The sequence below is a fragment of the Alkalihalobacterium elongatum genome (genome assembly GCF_019024285.1).
Taxonomy (GTDB): Bacteria; Bacillota; Bacilli; order Bacillales; family Bacillaceae_F; genus Alkalihalobacterium; species Alkalihalobacterium elongatum.
Genome location: NZ_WMKZ01000010.1, coordinates 57,103 through 74,672, shown reverse-complemented (window position 1 = coordinate 74,672; position 17,570 = coordinate 57,103). Strand labels below are relative to the sequence as shown.

The 17,570-nt window shown below is 37.6% G+C and carries 14 protein-coding genes; all 14 read left to right on the top strand.

The annotated features are described in order from the left end of the window. Positions 1 to 79 precede the first annotated feature (79 nt). The 14 genes from kynU to GKP30_RS12225 all read left to right on the top strand — a co-directional run bounded on the left by kynU (position 80) and on the right by GKP30_RS12225 (position 17,411). On the top strand, positions 80 to 1,363 hold the full coding sequence (kynU, locus tag GKP30_RS12290; RefSeq protein ID WP_216829743.1) for a kynureninase: 1,284 nt from the start codon (positions 80 to 82) through the stop codon (positions 1,361 to 1,363). Continuing rightward, positions 1,364 to 2,011, top strand: coding sequence for an arylformamidase (kynB, locus tag GKP30_RS12285; RefSeq protein WP_216829742.1), 648 nt, complete (start codon positions 1,364 to 1,366; stop codon positions 2,009 to 2,011). A gap of 40 nt (positions 2,012 to 2,051) precedes the next feature. Further along, a complete protein-coding gene (kynA, locus tag GKP30_RS12280; protein WP_216829741.1) occupies positions 2,052 to 2,906 on the top strand; it encodes a tryptophan 2,3-dioxygenase in 855 nt (284 codons plus the stop codon). 707 nt (positions 2,907 to 3,613) lie between these two features. Then, positions 3,614 to 4,783 carry a PCYCGC motif-containing (lipo)protein gene (locus GKP30_RS12275; protein WP_216829740.1) on the top strand — a complete coding sequence of 390 codons (1,170 nt, stop codon included), beginning with the start codon at positions 3,614 to 3,616 and terminating at the stop codon, positions 4,781 to 4,783. Between the two features lie 344 nt (positions 4,784 to 5,127). Beyond that, positions 5,128 to 6,249 (top strand): 4-hydroxyphenylpyruvate dioxygenase, encoded by a 1,122-nt coding sequence (gene hppD / locus GKP30_RS12270; RefSeq protein ID WP_216829739.1) that lies wholly within the window; start codon positions 5,128 to 5,130, stop codon positions 6,247 to 6,249. A 155-nt stretch (positions 6,250 to 6,404) separates the two neighbouring features. Then, positions 6,405 to 7,388: a hypothetical protein gene (locus GKP30_RS12265; RefSeq protein ID WP_216829738.1), complete on the top strand. Its 984-nt coding sequence runs from the start codon at positions 6,405 to 6,407 to the stop codon at positions 7,386 to 7,388. Between the two features lie 15 nt (positions 7,389 to 7,403). Further along, positions 7,404 to 8,666, top strand: coding sequence for a fumarylacetoacetase (fahA, locus tag GKP30_RS12260; RefSeq protein ID WP_216829737.1), 1,263 nt, complete (start codon positions 7,404 to 7,406; stop codon positions 8,664 to 8,666). Between the two features lie 60 nt (positions 8,667 to 8,726). Beyond that, positions 8,727 to 9,860 carry a homogentisate 1,2-dioxygenase gene (locus GKP30_RS12255; RefSeq protein WP_216829794.1) on the top strand — a complete coding sequence of 378 codons (1,134 nt, stop codon included), beginning with the start codon at positions 8,727 to 8,729 and terminating at the stop codon, positions 9,858 to 9,860. Between the two features lie 623 nt (positions 9,861 to 10,483). Beyond that, positions 10,484 to 10,783, top strand: a complete 300-nt coding sequence (locus GKP30_RS12250) for a 4a-hydroxytetrahydrobiopterin dehydratase (protein WP_328703150.1) — start codon at positions 10,484 to 10,486, stop codon at positions 10,781 to 10,783. A 91-nt stretch (positions 10,784 to 10,874) separates the two neighbouring features. After that, complete coding sequence (locus tag GKP30_RS12245) at positions 10,875 to 12,605, top strand: aromatic amino acid hydroxylase (protein WP_216829736.1); 1,731 nt, start codon at positions 10,875 to 10,877, stop codon at positions 12,603 to 12,605. A 566-nt stretch (positions 12,606 to 13,171) separates the two neighbouring features. After that, positions 13,172 to 14,227 (top strand): zinc-dependent alcohol dehydrogenase, encoded by a 1,056-nt coding sequence (locus GKP30_RS12240; RefSeq protein ID WP_216829735.1) that lies wholly within the window; start codon positions 13,172 to 13,174, stop codon positions 14,225 to 14,227. 315 nt (positions 14,228 to 14,542) lie between these two features. Then, positions 14,543 to 15,544, top strand: a complete 1,002-nt coding sequence (locus tag GKP30_RS12235; protein ID WP_216829734.1) for a thiamine pyrophosphate-dependent dehydrogenase E1 component subunit alpha — start codon at positions 14,543 to 14,545, stop codon at positions 15,542 to 15,544. A 17-nt stretch (positions 15,545 to 15,561) separates the two neighbouring features. Next, positions 15,562 to 16,539, top strand: coding sequence for an alpha-ketoacid dehydrogenase subunit beta (locus GKP30_RS12230; RefSeq protein ID WP_216829733.1), 978 nt, complete (start codon positions 15,562 to 15,564; stop codon positions 16,537 to 16,539). Between the two features lie 104 nt (positions 16,540 to 16,643). Beyond that, a complete protein-coding gene (locus tag GKP30_RS12225; protein ID WP_216829732.1) occupies positions 16,644 to 17,411 on the top strand; it encodes an SDR family NAD(P)-dependent oxidoreductase in 768 nt (255 codons plus the stop codon). Positions 17,412 to 17,570 lie beyond the last annotated feature (159 nt).

Sequence of the window (17,570 nt, the reverse complement as noted above, 5' to 3'; positions counted from 1 at the left end):
TTTTTCACAACTTATAATGAATACTATAAGTGCATATCACTTTTTTAAGAAAATAATATTTCTTACATAGGGGGAAATCATGACTAAGCAAAATACATTTACCCACGAATACGCATGTCAATTAGATCAAAAGGATACGTTAGCATCGTACCGAATAGAATTTTATATAAATGAAGGAGTGATCTATTTTGACGGGAATTCACTCGGTCTCTTGTCCAAACGAGCAGAACAAACGTTACTAGATTTGCTTCAATCATGGAAAACGCTTGGGATTGATGGGTGGACAGATGGTGAAAACCCGTGGTTTTATCTATCAGAAACATTAGGCGAGCAGATGGCACCACTCGTCGGGGCAGACGCTGATGAAGTAATAGTAACAGGCTCAACAACGTCTAATCTCCATCAGTTAGTCGCTTCTTTTTTTAAGGCAGATGGTAAAAGAAATAAAATACTCACAGATGACCTCGCCTTTCCAACGGATATTTACGCACTACAAAGTCAGTTAAAACTGCAGGGACTAGACCCCGCAACCCATCTCGTAAAAGTAAAAAGTGCAGACGGTCATACAGTAAACGAGGCTGACATCATTGATGCGATGCGTGAAGATGTGGGGATCATTGTTTTACCAAGCATTTTATACCGAAGCGGTCAAATCTTAAATATGGAAAAGCTGACGAAGGAAGCGCATCAGCGTGGGATTTTAATCGGATTTGATCTCTGTCATTCAATCGGCTCTATTCCTCATCAATTAAGTGAGTGGAACGTTGATTTTGCATTTTGGTGTAATTACAAGCACTTGAACGGAGGACCTGGTGCGGTTGGAGGCTTATATGTTAATAAACGTCATTTTGGTACAGCGCCAGGTCTGGCCGGGTGGTTTAGTTCAAAAAAAGAAAAACAGTTCGACATGGCTCATGAGCTTACACCAGCTGAGCATGCGGGGGCATTTCAAATGGGAACACCTCATGTCTTAAGCACCGCACCATTAATTGGCTCATTGTCGATGTTTAATGAAGTGGGCATGGAAAAAATACGTACGAAGTCATTACAATTAACAGGCTATATGCTAGAGCTTATTGAACAAAAGTTGAAAGGCTATGGTTTTATCGTCAGAAATCCGCTGGATGAATCGACTCGAGGTGGTCATCTCTTTTTGGAACATCCTGAAGCAGCCCGAATTTGTAAAGCTTTAAAGGCTCATAACATCGTCCCGGATTTCCGCTCACCTAATGGCATTCGCCTTGCACCAGTCGCTTTATATAATACGTTTGAGGAAGTTTGGCTGACGGTTGAAAAACTTAAGCAAATTATGGATGATGAAGAATACAAAAAGTTTGAAAATAAACGTGGAGTGGTGGCGTAAATGACGAAAAACACTAGAGCTAATCAAAAACAGTGGATCGATATCTCACAACCTTTAACTAGTGAGGTGGCCCATTGGCCTGAAGATACACCATTTTCGTATGAAGTTAGTTACACAAAAGAACAAACGGGTTCAGTGAACATCGGGAAAATAAAAACAAGCGTTCATATCGGAACTCATATCGATGCTCCATTTCACTTTAGGAATGACGGTGTGAAAGTGCTCGATTTGGACGTTAACGTCTATATTGGTCCTTGTCGGATCATTGATGTAACAGAGCACACGATAATTGATGAACATGTATTGGGTCAATATGATTTAGACAGTGTGACTCGATTACTCCTCAAAACAGCGGTTCCGAATAACCCAATGTCTTTTCCAAAAGAGATTCCTTATTTAACTAGTGGCAGCGCTTCCTATATGAAAGAAAAGGGAATTATTTTAGTTGGCGTTGATGTTCCTTCGGTTGATCCACTTGATAGTAAAGAGCTAGAAGGCCATCATGCTTTGCATGAGAACGGAATACATATTTTAGAAAATGTCATGCTTGATCAGGTTGAACCTGGTGATTATGAGTTGATTGCTTTACCGCTGCCATTAAAAGAAGCAGACGGAAGTCCTGTTCGAGCCGTCATACGATCAATTTAAGTATAGAAAAAATAAGAGGTTTTTATGGAGGATTGTGTAGATGGATAAAAAAGATAAAAAAAACTACTCAACAACAGAGACTGAACAAAACATTCATACAGATTTTACAAACAATATGACGTACGGGGAATATTTACAGCTTGATCAAATCTTAGCTAGTCAGGATCGTCTATCGGATCACCATGACGAAATGCTGTTTATCGTCATTCACCAAGTCAGTGAATTATGGATGAAGCTTATTTTACATGAATTACACGCGGCCATTGAATCGATTGAAAGAGACGATTTACAGACATCCTTTAAACAACTGGCAAGGGTGTCTAAAATTCAGTCACAAATCATTCAAGGGTGGGATGTCTTATCAACTTTAACGCCATCAGAGTATATGGAGTTTCGAGACTTCTTAGGGCAAGCGTCTGGTTTCCAGTCGTTTCAATACCGTAAGATCGAGTTTGCACTCGGATATAAAACCGATCATGTTTTAAAAATTTATAAAAAAGATCCTAAACTTTATGCAGATCTCGAAAAAGCATTTAAGGCACCAGGTCTTTATGATGTTGCGATCAAGCAACTAGCTAAAGCTGGTTTTACCATCCACCCAGAGGTGCTTAACCGAGATTACTCTACACCATATGAAGAAGATAAATCCGTCCGCGCTGCATGGTTAGCTGTATACCAGGACGTAGAACAACACTGGGATTTATACCAGCTCGCTGAAAAGCTCATCGATATTGAAGACTCGCTTCAACAATGGCGGTTCCGTCACATGAAAACGGTGGAGCGCATTATTGGCTTTAAAACAGGAACAGGTGGCTCGTCTGGAGTTAATTATTTGAAAAAAGTGCTAGACCAACGCTTTTTTCATGAATTGTGGGATTTACGAACGGAATTATAAGGTCATGATAGAAGGAGAAAGACCGCATTTTGCGGTCTTTTTGGTTTTTGTATGGTGTCGGAGAAAAATATGATGGACTATTTGATATAAAGATTATTACTTCCAAAATTATACTTAAATTTGTAAAATACGAGTTTTATAGAATTAATAAGCACATAATATTTGCAATAATTGTTAAAATACTGTTTTAAAACGTTGATTAGTACGAAAGAATACCAATATATTCAATTAAACGGTTATAAAGTAGAGTTTAGTCCAGCAGATTCCTAGTTTCTGTAAGAAATCCGTTCTAAATCAGCTTTTAATGAGTAAAAGTTCCAGTTCCTGGAAGGTCTCTGTTCTAAATCAGCTTTTTTATTAGCACAAGCCCCAGTTCTTGTAAAGGGGACGTACTAAAGTAGGCTTTAATTGAAATCAATTGAGGCGACTTCAATATCAAACATTGTGATAAATGACACATCGAAAATTCCGCCACTATTATATCTTCATGGTAGCTGGTACTTAGTGTTAAAGTTTTGTATACACACGAGTCGCCCAAAGGGTAAGGAAAGCTTTCGAAAAAGTAAAGGAGCACATGATTAAGAAAAATGTTCAAAGAATAGCAATATTTTTTGTGAAACTATTCACAATATCTTTAAATCTTAAGCGTATTTTTACTTTAAGAGTAGTAAGTTCCAATGAAATTTATAAAAGGAGACGGATATAACATGAGAATTCAACCATTTTTGATTTTTATTGGCGTTGCATTATTGATCATTATTCTAATAGGATGTTCGACTAATGACGAGAGCACAGCTGTAAGCACCGATTCAAAAGTAGCTGAAACCGAGTTAATCGAAATTGCTTCGTTTGTTTTGGAAGGGTGTACGGGTTGTGACAATGCAAAAGACGTCCTAGTAGAATTACAAGAAGAATTTACAGATTTGAATTTTATAGAGTATAACGTAGTGAATGATGTAGATGTTGTAAATTATTTTGGAGTAAAAGAACATCCGACAGTATTATTTTTAAATAGTAATGGCGAGGAGTTAATGCGGTTAGAAAAAGAATCAGATATTAATTATTACAGGGAAGCGGTTGATTATTTGAAAACAAACGAGGTTGATCCTATCGTACCTCAAAATAACTCCAATCAAGAAAGCAGCTTACTCATTTCCATTTTTGCTGTGGATGAAGCTGATGGATCATACTTAGAGATTCCTAGGTTTGTTAAATATAACTCTGAAGTTCGCTACCCGCGTATTTCTGCAATTCAAGAGCTTCTAGCAATCAAAACAGAATTACCAGATCACGTAATAAGCCCAATACCAGATGACGTTGAATTTGTTCAGATCGGCGGGGCAGATGGAGTGACTATCGTTACCCTGTCTAATGATTTCGAGCAATATTTAGGAACTACTATAGGACAGCAAACGGAAGATTTAATGGCACTCACGCTGCTTTCGTTTGACGGTGTAGAAAACGTTCGAATTGTTACTGAAACGTATAAGGGAGATATCCTTACAGAGGAATTATTAATCAAGAAAAAATCTGACAATCAAAAATTCTTATTTGAACATGATGATGATGAATGGATGCCTATCATCGGTGTTGATGAATACAACACCAATATTTTACACCAAGATGATTTAGAAAAAATCCCTTGTTTTTGTGGCTGTGGAGCAGTCGGTCATACAAGTAATCACAACTGTTTCTTTGTGTACAATGAAAATGGACAAAGAATACTAGAAAAGCACGGGGAGTATTGTCAAGTTTGTTTGGATTTAACTAGAATTTACGTAGAAATGAAAAACGACGGAAAGACTATTCACGAAATAAGAGGATATATTGATGGGCAGTTTGCGGATTATATCCCGACAGAAACACCACATCCTTAAATTAAAGAATTAAAGAGGGTAGCTATTAAGAGATGAATAACATTCTATCTCTATTAGCTACCTTTTTTTGTGAAGCTGGCTTTCTTTTTAAATCCACTGCAGTCTGGTAAGTAAAGAATTTTAAAAAAATTTTTATATAAAAATATTTGACCCTATTTTTAAAAGTTGATAAAAAACAGCGTTAGCATAGGGATTATGATAGAAAATCAGCTAGAAAACTTTAACAATGTAAAGAATTTAAGCGGTAATGTAAGCGCTTGCAATACCTAGAAATATTTACTATCATTCGAATTAAAGTGCGCTTTATTAGAATTTTCAGTAAATGATGGGAGGTTTTTATACCTATGGCTAAAAATGTTTTTGAAGTAAACAAACAGACAGAGAATGAAGTTTTTCCAGTAGAAAGTATTCATCACATTGAGTTATATGTTGGAAATGCGAAGCAAGCGGCTTATTTTTACTGCAACGCATTTGGTTTTCAAATTACATCTTACCGAGGCCTGGAAACTGGGAGTCGAGACCTCGTTTCATATGTCCTGCAGCAAGAAACCATCCAGTTAGTTGTGACTGGATCGTTAACAGCTGATACGGAAGTGGCTTCTTTTGTAAAACTACATGGTGACGGCGCAAAAGACATTTCTTTAAAAGTGTCTAGTGTCGATCAAGCCTATGAAGGTGCGATTAAGCGTGGTGGGATCCCTATTCGTGTTCCGTGGATTGAAAAAGATGAAAACGGGTCCGTGAAAAAAGCGATTATCGGAACTTACGGTGATGCAATTCATACATTAATTGAGCACATTGATTACAAAGGTAGCTTCCTACCAGGCTATCAACCATATGAAGGTAAAAATCATTCTACACCGACTGGGCTTGTTGGGATCGATCATGTTGTTGGAAATGTAGAGAGCATGGAAGAATGGACATCGTATTATGAGAAAGTGTTTGGGTTCCAAGTTTTAAAGCATTTTGATGATGAGGATATTTCTACAGATTATTCAGCACTAATGTCAAAAGTCATGACGAATGGAACTGGACGAATTAAGTTCCCAATTAATGAACCTGCTGAAGGAAAGCGTAAATCACAAATCCAAGAATACTTAGATTTTTATAATGGACCTGGTGTTCAGCATTTAGCACTGCTCACAAATGATATTATAGCGACGGTAAAAGCACTACACGAGAACGGGATTGAATTTCTCGATACGCCTGCTACGTACTACGAGGATTTAAGTGCTAGAGTTGGAAACATCGATGAAGATTTAAAGAAACTTCAAGAGCTTAGTATTTTAGTAGATCGTGATGATGAAGGATATTTGCTACAAATTTTTACAAAACCAATTGTTGATCGGCCAACGCTTTTCATTGAAATTATTCAGCGAAAGGGAGCTAGAGGTTTCGGCGAAGGAAATTTCAAAGCGCTCTTCGAATCAATTGAACGTGAACAAGAACGCCGTGGAAACATTTAATTATTAGATAAAAGAGAGAAAAAGAAGGGGTCATAAAAGGAGGACTATATTCGTCAAGGATGAGGGAGTATTTGTGAAAAGTTAATAAATAGGAATTGTAACCTCACTAGATGCTCCCCTAATTATCTTACATCTACTAAAGGAGGGAGGAAAACATGGCAGAAGAGAGTCACAGTGCTAGTAATGAATACCTATATTCTAGCGCTCGATCCTATTTCTCTAATCTAATCGATTATGCAGGATTGTTCCCACCTGCACAATTACCATTGGAGCAAGCCATTCAAAATTATGCAGTCTATCAAACGTGTAAAGATGCGTGGATGCTTGGCCATTTCGTCATTCCCGTAAGTCGATTGGCTGAACTTGATCCATATGTGTCTCTGTTTACTAAAAAAAGACCTCTCTGTATTTCAGCGATTGGTCAGAGAAGTGTCGATAGTAAAAACTGTTTAGAGCTACTGGCTTCTGATTTGGAGTTGATCCGATCTTTTTGTAATCGCCACGGGGAAGCTGTAAATGTCAATGTGTTTGAGCTTCCACTTCCGCCTATTCATCTAACCCGGCAATTGCTTGAGGGAATTTCAAAGGCGACTACTAAGAATAGTTTACAAGTGTTTTGTGAGGTGACCGTGCCGTTTAACGAAACATGGAAACAGCAAATGCTCTTAACGTTGAATGAAATTGCCATCCATAATCATAAAAGCGCTGCACAACTTGGGTTAAAATTACGCACAGGTGGTTTGACTGCCAATGCTTTTCCGATACCTCATCAGGTTGCGACAGTTCATCAGGCGTGTACAGAGAGGGCAATTCCGCAAAAGTTTACAGCGGGTTTGCATCATCCAATTCGAATGTACCGTGAAGAAGTCAAAACAAAAATGCACGGGTTTTTAAATGTGTTTACAGCTGGGATGCTTGCCAGAACGAAGAAAATAGATTTCGAGACAATTATTGAAATACTTTCAGATGAAGCCGCTGAACATTTCATTTTTACAGACGAGGGAATTTGTTGGAAGAACCATTTAGTTACTATAAAAGAGATTGAGCAACTACGTGAAACTGCACTTTATTCTTTTGGGAGCTGCAGCTTTGATGAACCGCGTGAAGAGTTGCGAGCGCTGCAAATTTTACTAGGATAGGAGGGGCTTTATTCAATGATGAAGTCTTTTATTCATGTCGAACCTGAATCACACTTTTCGATTCAGAACTTACCATATGGTGTTTTCAGGCCTGTAAAAGGTGGAAAGCCCCGCATAGGAGTCGCAATTGGGGAGTACATTTTAGATCTTTCTGTGATAGAAGGTGCTGGGTTATTAAAAGTTACGGGTCTCATCCAAGATGGAATATTCGCTCAACCTACTCTTAATGCATTCATGGCGTTAGGAAAGGATGTTTGGTCAAAAGTACGCGGGCGAATTCAACAGTTGTTGAGCGAAGAGGAAGCGACATTACGAGATCATCTGGCTCTCCGTGATGCAGCAATACTTAAAATGAGTGATGTAGAACTTCTACTACCTGCTCAAATCGGTGATTATACCGACTTTTACGCTTCTAAAGAACATGCAACGAATGTTGGAACGATGTTTAGAGGAAAAGAAAATGCCCTCATGTCGAACTGGACACATTTACCTGTCGGTTATCACGGCAGATCGAGCTCTGTCGTCATTAGTGGGACGGATATCCACCGACCAAAAGGACAGATGAAGCCAAAGGATGCGGATGCACCCATTTTCGGACCAAGTAAACAACTCGATATTGAGCTAGAAATGGGTTGGTTTATCGGTCCTGGTAATGAACAGGGGAAACCGATTGCTGCAGCTCATGCAGAAGAGCAAATTTTTGGTCTCGTGTTAGTGAATGATTGGAGTGCCCGTGACATCCAAGCATGGGAATATCAACCGCTAGGACCGTTTCTATCAAAAAGTTTTGCAACTTCCATCTCTCCTTGGGTCGTTCCACTCGAAGCTCTTGAACCATTTCGAGTAGACGGTCCAAATCAGGACCCAACACCATTACCGTATCTTCATAAAAATAAAGCAAGTACATTTGATATCCATCTTGAAGTCCATCTTAAGGGAAAAGACATGGAACAATCTCAAAAGATTATTTCTACAAATTTTAGCTACCTTTACTGGAGTATGGCACAGCAAATTAGCCATCATACAGTAGCGGGCTGTAATTTACGACCTGGTGATTTACTAGCATCTGGCACGATCAGTGGCTCAAAAAAAGAAGAGCGTGGATGTTTACTAGAATTGACTTGGAGGGGTTCTGAACCGATCAAGCTAACTAACGGTGAACAAAGAGTTTGGTTGGAGGATGAAGATGAGATTACAATGACAGGCTGGTGCCAAGGGGACGGCTATCGAGTCGGGTTTGGAGAACTAACAGGCCGCATTCTTCCAGTTATAGACTAATATACTACTACAAATACCAAGTCATAGAAGGAGGGTTTGACTGTGCCATTTTATAAACAAATGGGGGAAATACCCAGAAAGCGTCACACGATGTTTAAGAAGGAAGATGGTTCGCTCTATCGTGAGCAAGTGATGGGTACTAAAGGTTTTTCAGGTATCCAATCGATCTTATACCACCACCATCCACCAACGAGTATCGTTAAGTCGGAATTGTTACAAGAATGTGATGTTCATTATGAGGGCCAAAGTGACCTTTCGCATCGCCATTTTTATTCTCATCAATATTCGGAACAGACCGATGCTGTTATGGGCAGGCACTATTTATTAGGAAATGAAGATGTCCTCATTGGTGTCGTTAATCCAACTGAGCCGATGGATTTCTTCTATCGAAATGGAGACGGAGATGAAGTGTTGTTTGTTCATTATGGCACTGGTAAGGTCGAGACGATGTTCGGTACCCTTAGCTATAAACCTGGCGATTATATCGTTATCCCAATTGGAACGATTTATCGCGTCGTTCCAGATGAAGGCGACGCAAAGTTCTTAGTCATTGAAACGAACAGCTGGATTACAACACCGAAACGATACCGAAATGTGCATGGACAACTACTCGAGCACAGCCCTTTTTGTGAGCGCGATATTCATGGACCCGAAAAGTTAGAAACACATGTCGACCAAAATGAATACGAAGTAAGAACGAAATCTAGAGGATTTATGCATGCTCATATGTTTAATCATCACCCGTTAGATGTCGTTGGGTGGGACGGGTATTTGTTTCCGTATATTTTTAATGTCGATGACTTTGAGCCGATCACAGGGCGTATCCACATGCCTCCTCCGATACACCAAACATTTGAAGGAAATAATTTTGTCATATGTTCATTCGTTCCTCGAATGTATGATTATCACCCAGAAGCAATTCCAGCTCCATATTACCATAGCAACGTGAACAGTGATGAAGTTCTTTATTATGTAAAAGGTAATTTCATGAGCCGCAAAGGTATCAGTAAAGGCTCGATGACTCTACATCCATCTGGCATTCCACACGGGCCGCATCCTGGAAAAATTGAGGCGAGTATCGGTAAAAAAGAAACACTCGAATTAGCTGTGATGATCGATACGTTCCGACCACTTCGCGTCGTCAAACAAGCCCAAAACTATGAAGATAAAGATTATAAATATAGCTGGAAATAAGATATACGTGGAGTTGGACTGGTCAAGGTGTTAATTAGCTGTCTAACTCCTTGAGTTTGAGTGAAATTTGGTGTGGGTATCGGGGAAAACTCTTGATTTAGTGGTGGAGTTTTCGATTTAGCTGCGTAAACTTTTGGATTTATCGGCGTAACTTTCACTTTTATCGGCGCAATTTTCATTATATCGGCGAAACATCGATTATTTAACCCCAACATGGGATTTAGAGTTAATGCAAAATTCGATTATTAACCCGAAATACGCAGTTTATGATCCGAATTTTCGTTTTATGATCCGAACCGTGCAGGTTATGATCCGAATTTTCGATATATGATCCAAACTATTAAGTTTATGATCCAAAGCTCTATATATGGCCTGAGTTTATAATTTTTAAAAACACTGAAACTAATTAATCTCCCAATAGATTGGCACGCCGCATTTCCCTTTTAATAACCTCTAACCTCTCTCTCAACTAAAACGTGAAGCATAAAATTATGCTACTAGCTAAAATAATAAAAATGAGCACAAACTCAGGTGTAAACACTCCGACGTGGAAATTAATCCTAATAACATCTACAATGAAAAATGAGTGTGGAAAAATATATTGCAATAACAGGAGGTTCACAGTGGAAAAGTTAACAGAACAAGAAATTCAAAAGTTTTTAGAAGCGAATCAAGATTGGAATGTAGTCGATGAAAAGTGGATTGAGCGAAAGTATCGTTTTAAATCTTACTTAAACGGAGTCGACTTTGTACAAGAAATTGCAAAAGTGTCAGAGGAAATCAATCATCATCCATTCATCGGGATTGATTATAAATTAATTCGTGTAAGGCTATCTTCATGGAAAGAAAATGGCATTACCGCTTTAGATACAAAACTAGCAAATCAATATGACGCCATCTATGAAACAATTAAAAACAATTGACATATTTCTATTAACCCGATATGTTATAATAGTATAACGCTTTAACGCTAAAAAGCGTTAGGGTGTGTTTCAGAAGGGTGTGTGAATTTAAATGGCAACGAGAAAGGTCCCAAAACATTTACGAAAGTATACTATAGAGCAAAATTATGAAAGTTATACTGCGATAAATCATGCAGTGTGGCGTTATGTTATGCGCCAAAATCATCATACGTTCAAAGATTTAGCGCATGAAGCATATACAGAAGGTTTAAAAGCTTCAGGGATTTATACAGAAAGAATTCCTGATGTTAGTGAAATGAATCAATGTTTAGCTCCTTTTGGATGGGGTGCAGCAACGATTGATGGTTTTATTCCTGGAGTTGCGTTTTTTGAGTTCCAAGCAAATGGGATCTTACCTGTTGTTGCAGAAATCCGAAAACTAGAAAACATCCAATATACACCAGCTCCTGATATGATTCATGAAGCTGCTGGGCATGCGCCCATTCTTTGTAACGAGAAATACTCTGAATATGTAAAGTTATTCGGTGAAATTGGTAAAAAAGCTATTGCTACAAAAGAAGAACATGATGTATTTGAGGCTGTTCGTCATTATTCAAACCTCCTTGAAAAAGGGGTTGCAACAGAGGCTGAAATCGAAGCGGCAAAGCAGCAAATTGATGAGAAAACAAAATTAATCAGCGGGGTATCTGAAGCAGAGAGGATCGGACGTTTATACTGGTGGACTGTTGAATATGGATTAATTGGTACACTAGAAGATCCTAAAATTTACGGTGCAGGGTTACTTTCATCTGTTTCTGAAGGTGGCAATATTTTAAGTCCTGATGTCAAAAAAGTTCCGTTTGATTTAGAAACGATCATTAACACGAGCTTTGATATTACAAAACCACAACCACAGCTTTTCGTTTGTGAAAATTTTGAGCAATTAATTGCTGGCCTTCAGGAATTTGCTAAAGAAATGGCGTTTATGAAGGGCGGTAAAGAGGGCTTAGAAAAAGCAATCCAATCAGCTAACGTAGCAACAGCCGTATTTAGCTCTGGGTTACAAGTCACTGGGATTATTCATGATATGATGACAGACGACAATAATGAACCTATCTATATAAAAACACTAGGACCAACTGCTTTAGCATATAAAGACCAGCAACTTAATGGGCATGAAACAAACACTCATCAAGAAGGATTTAGTGCTCCAGTTGGAAAATTAAAGGGGATAAATCAACCGCTAGAAGTGTTAAGCGACAGCGAGCTAATCGCATTAGGAATTGTTGTTGGACAAAATTGTGAGCTTCAATTTGAAAGCGGTGTTGTCGTTAAAGGTAAGGTTAAACAAGTTGTTAAAGAAGAAAATAACATTGTCCTCATTTCTTTCAAGGGTTGCTCTGTCACCTACGGAGAGCAAGTATTGTTTGATCCAGAGTGGGGCATGTACGATATGGCTGTTGGAGAAAAGATCACTTCTGTGTTCGCTGGAGCAGCTGACGGTGAAGCGTACTATTCGGATGCTGAAGACACAAGCAGCGATATTACACATAACCAGGAACAATCAGAACTGGATGCTTTATATCAAACAATTCGTGATATTAGAGCAGGTATTGAAGAAAATCCAACCACTGCGATTGAAAAAGTAGTGGAAGAGCTCAATACACAGTATCCGAAAGATTGGTTATTAAGATTAGAAGTTGTAGAGGTACTTCATCAAAATCAGTGGTTACCAGAGTTAGAAAAAGAGATCATTACTCATTTACAAAAGCTTGGTGAAGACAATCCAGAATTAAAGGCTCTTATTGAAAATGGTTTAAGAATATATAAAAAAGTAATATAAACGCTTCTAATTTTCAATTCTAGATAATCCTCATTAAAAGAAAATAAGACATAGAGCTGTGAACTCTATGTCTTATTTTCTTTTTTGATTTATGATCTTCTAGAGTATGTTAATCGTGTACATGACCCACCGAATATTTTTAATATCCTTTGTTAATGTTGAATGTACGCATCTTGTGAAAATGATATATCCATCCATTTTTTTCCTACATTTTAGAATATTTGCAGTAAAATTCTTAAAGAAAATAAAAAAAAGGTTATAAAAAACATAATACCTCGATGTTTAGTAGAAAAAATTTTGGCATAGATATTGCATTTGAAAAATAGAAAATATTAAAACTTCTAAACAACTTGGCATCAGACTACTAAATGATGTAAGCGTTTTCTTCTAAAACATAATTAGAGGGGGAGTAACCATCAATTATAAAATGCTGAACTTGCAACTTATGGTTTGTATCGATTTCACTTAGATAGTTTTAAATTTTCAAGTCTTAATGGCGTCTAGTGAACGCATGAAACACCTTTAATATGTTTTAACCCTATGTAAAACGAGGAGTGGTATAAACTATGGGAAAAATGAAAGCTGCTGTTTATTATGGTCCACGCGATATTAGAGTTGAGAATGTAGATATTCCAGAAGTAGGGCCAACAGATATTTTGTTGAGGGTAGATGCATGTGGAATTTGTGGCTCAGATGTTCATAGTTACGGAACTGGATTATATATTAAAAAAGGGCAAATTATGGGACATGAATATTCTGGAGAGGTTGTTAAAGTTGGTAGGGAAGTAAAAGGGATTGAAGTTGGACAAAGAGGAACTGCTTTTCATTCAGGAGTATGTGGAACTTGTTATTGGTGTCAAAAAGAACAATATACATTATGTCCACAATTATTTGAAGGTTCAACGGGATATGGGCTACCTGGTGCTTTTGCTGAATATATTAAAATTACAAATGCACAGACAGGCTTAAGTTTTCATCCGATTCCAAATGATATGGATAAGTTTACTGCAGCAACCATTGAACCTGTTGGTGTCGCTGCATATACAGTCAATCAATGTAATCCACAGCCAGGTGATAAAGTCGTCGTATTAGGGGCAGGTTTAATAGGAAATGCAGTGATGCAAGTGTTTAAAGCGAAAGGGATTGAAACAGTCGTTGTAACGGAAGTATCAGAACCTAGACTTGAATTAGCTAAACAATTAGGGGCAACCGAGACCATTAATGCGGCAAAAGAAGATGTTTTACAAAGAGTAAAAGACTTGGTCGGGGTTGGGCGTTACCACTTTAATGAAGGAGCAATGGCAGATATCGTTGTTGATGCAGCAGGCGCACCAGCAGCAGTAGAGCAAACCTTTGAGATTGTACGTAGTGGTGGGGTAATTGCTTTTGTAGGATTACCAGAGAAAAAAGCTTCCATTGATACTACTAAAATTGTCCACAAGGCACCTAAAATCCTTGGTTGTTTAGGAGGAGATTTGAAAGAAGCTGTAGATCTTTTAAGTTCTAAAAAAGTTCAAACAAATCCTTTAATCACTCATGTATTCCCAATTGATCATGCCAAGGAGGCGTTTGAAACACAAATGAAGGCTAACGAATCGGTAAAGGTAATGATTGAATACTAGGTTGCAAATGGAGGAAATCACACACAAATATAAGAAAAAATTCATTGCCATTATTACTAGATCAGGAAGTGGTCAGGAGAAAGCGCCGCGAAGTTATTTGCAAACGAAGGAGCTAAAGGAGTAACATGTTGTGACGCTTATACTGCTCGAAGGGAGGAACAATTATTTTACTAGAGTGTTGGCATCAAATTATCGGAAATATGTTTTTTTGCAGCTAAAAGTGTCAATCAATAATGTATACCCACCCCAATAATATTCAGATTATTCCGAATGTATTTCTTGATTTTATAACCTTATTAGGAGAGTGATTTGAAAATGGCTGAAATTTATAAAAAAGAAATAAATATTAAAAGCTATGATAAAGGATTTTTAGTTAATTTGTTAAAAACCATGGTAAAAATTAGGTTATTTGATGAAAACTTAATTCGTTTAATGCAAGAAGGTAAAGTATCAGGTTTTTATCATTCTGGGATCGGCTCTGAAGGTCTATCAGCAGGCTCTATTAATATGTTACGTGATAGTGATGTCATTTTTTACAATCATAGAGGATGTAATCAAAAAATCGCTAAAGGAGTTCCACTTTCAAGACTATACGGAGACTTTCTAGGAACAACACATGGAACCACAAGAGGTCTTGGTGCCGGTATCGTTCATAGCGCAGACCCCTCTAAAGGTGTTTTAGGACAGTGTGGAACAATAGGTTCACAGTTTAATATTGTAGTTGGTACAGGATATGCATCCAAAGTAAAGAAAACAGATGATGTTAGCGTTTGTTATTTTGGAGATGGAGCAGCCTCAAGAGAACCGCTTCATGGGTCATTAAATTGGGCAAGTATTTACAAATTACCAATTGTTTATATATGCGAAAATAACCAGTATGCAATTTCTAGCCATTATAAAGAAACACACGGAATCAGAGAACATATTGCTGATTGGGCTTACGGTTATGGTATTCCTAATTATGTTGTTGATGGAAATGATGTGCTTCTAATGCATGAAATTACAAAGGAAGCTGTGGAAAGGGCAAGAAGAGGAGAAGGTCCAACGTTTATTGAAGCAGAAACGTTCCGTCATAGAGGACATTATGAAGGTGATCCGTATGATTACGTTAATCCTGAAGAATTAAAATATTGGAAAGAAGAGCGTGATCCGATTAATAACTTCAAACGTGATTTATCACAAGCAGGAATTATGAACGAAAGCGAAATCGAAAAAATGGAAAATGACATTCAAAATGAAATACTTGAAGCGATTGATTTAGCAGCATCAGAACCTGTACCAGGACGTGAAAGAATTTATGAAGGACTATTTTCATAAGAGGGGGAAAATTTTCTATGACTAAAATTACGATGCGTCAAGCAATTATAGATGCAATGCAGGAAGAAATGGCACATGACGAGTCAATGGTTGTGTTTGGAGAAGATGTTGCTAAATTTGGTGGAGCATTTAGTATGACAAAAGGATTATATGAAGAATTTGGAGGAGTAAGAGTATTTGATACTCCTATTACGGAATCAACTATTGTAGGAGCAGCTTTAGGTCTAGCACTTTCTGGACTTCGCCCTGTACCTGAACTTCAATTTGGAGACTTTGTCGGCGTAGCATTTGATGAAATCTATAATAAGCTAGGTAAATGGAAATGGATGCACGGTGGTACCATGCAGGTGCCTGTTACATTAAGATTACCTATTGGAATAGCTGGAGGAGCAGGACCAGAACATTCTCAAAGTCCACAAGCTTTGTTTATGCATGCACCTGGTTTATACATTGCAATACCATCTACTCCATATGAAGCAAAAGGGCTGTTAAAAACAGCGATTCGAGATAATAACCCAGTGCTATTCTTTGAACATAAGATGTTATATGACATGAAAGGTGAAGTACCTGATGAAGAATATTTCATTCCTTTAGGAAAAGCAGATATTAAACGTGAAGGAACAGATGTCACAATTATTGCTACAGCCCTTCAAGTTCATACTGCACTAAACGCAGCAAAAGAATTAGAAAAAGAAGGGATAGACGTAGAAGTAGTGGACCCGAGAACATTAGCTCCACTTGATAAAGAAACAATTTTAGGTTCTGTAAGAAAAACAGGACGGGTAATTGTTGTCCATGAAGAGCCTAAAACAGGAGGAATGGGAGCAGAAATTACGGGGATTATTGGAGAAGAAGCATTATTTGATTTACAAGCTCCTTTCCGCAGAATTGGTAGTCCTGATGTTCCAATTGCCCAAAATATTCATTTAGAACAATTTTACCGTCCAAGTGAAGAACAAATCATCGAGACAGTTAAAGAATTAATGGAATACTAGAATTTATTTTGAATAGTAAATGGCATTTACTAAATGGTTTTGTATTTCACGCCAAGTATATTGGAAAATCAATATTGGTCTATAAGTAAAGATGGAGGTATTTTATGAAATTAAAAGACAGAGTTGCTATAATTACTGGTGCTGGAAGTGGTCAAGGAAAAGCTTCTGCAAAATTATTTGCAAACGAAGGCGCTAAAGTTGTTATCGTAGAGTGGAATGAAGAAAATGGGAAAAGTGTAGAGCAAGAGATTATACAAGATGGCCATGAAGCTTTATTTATAAAAACTGACATTTCAAAAGAAGAAGATGTCATTAATGTTGTTCAACAAGTTATGGACACATATGGAAAAATTGATATTTTATTTAACAATGCTTCAGTCGGATTTTCCGCACGATCTAAATACAAAATGGCTCAGGTACAAGATACACCGCTAGAAGATTGGAATAGTATAATCGGAATTAACCTTAATGGGGCATACTTAATGTGTAAACATATTTTGCCAATCATGATCAAGCAAAAAGGGGGAAATATCATTAATAATTCCTCTATGAATGGTTTAATCGGTGTAACTGGAGCAGATGCTTACACCGCAGCAAAAGGTGGAGTAGTTGCATTAACTAGAGTTATGGCTGTCGATAATGGTAAACACAATATTCGTGTTAATTGTATTTGTCCAGGTGCCATAGATACACCAATGATTGCGGAAGTATTAGAGGATGCAACGGTAGCTAAAAATTTTGCAGCTGGACCATTAGGAAGGGTTGGAAAACCAGAAGAAATTGCTACGGCAGCTTTATTTTTAGCATCCGATGATTCTAGTTATATCACAGGATTAATAATGCCAGTTGATGGTGGATGGAGTGCCGTATAACATATTGTAAACCTCTTAGATTCATATTTGATAGACCTATAAAAGTCGTAAGTCAGGTGCAATACTTGATTTCGACTTTTTCTTTTTGTCCCATTGTATTTTCAAAAATAAGAAGAATTGCAATAAAATTCTTATACAAAATAAAAAAGTATAAAAAAT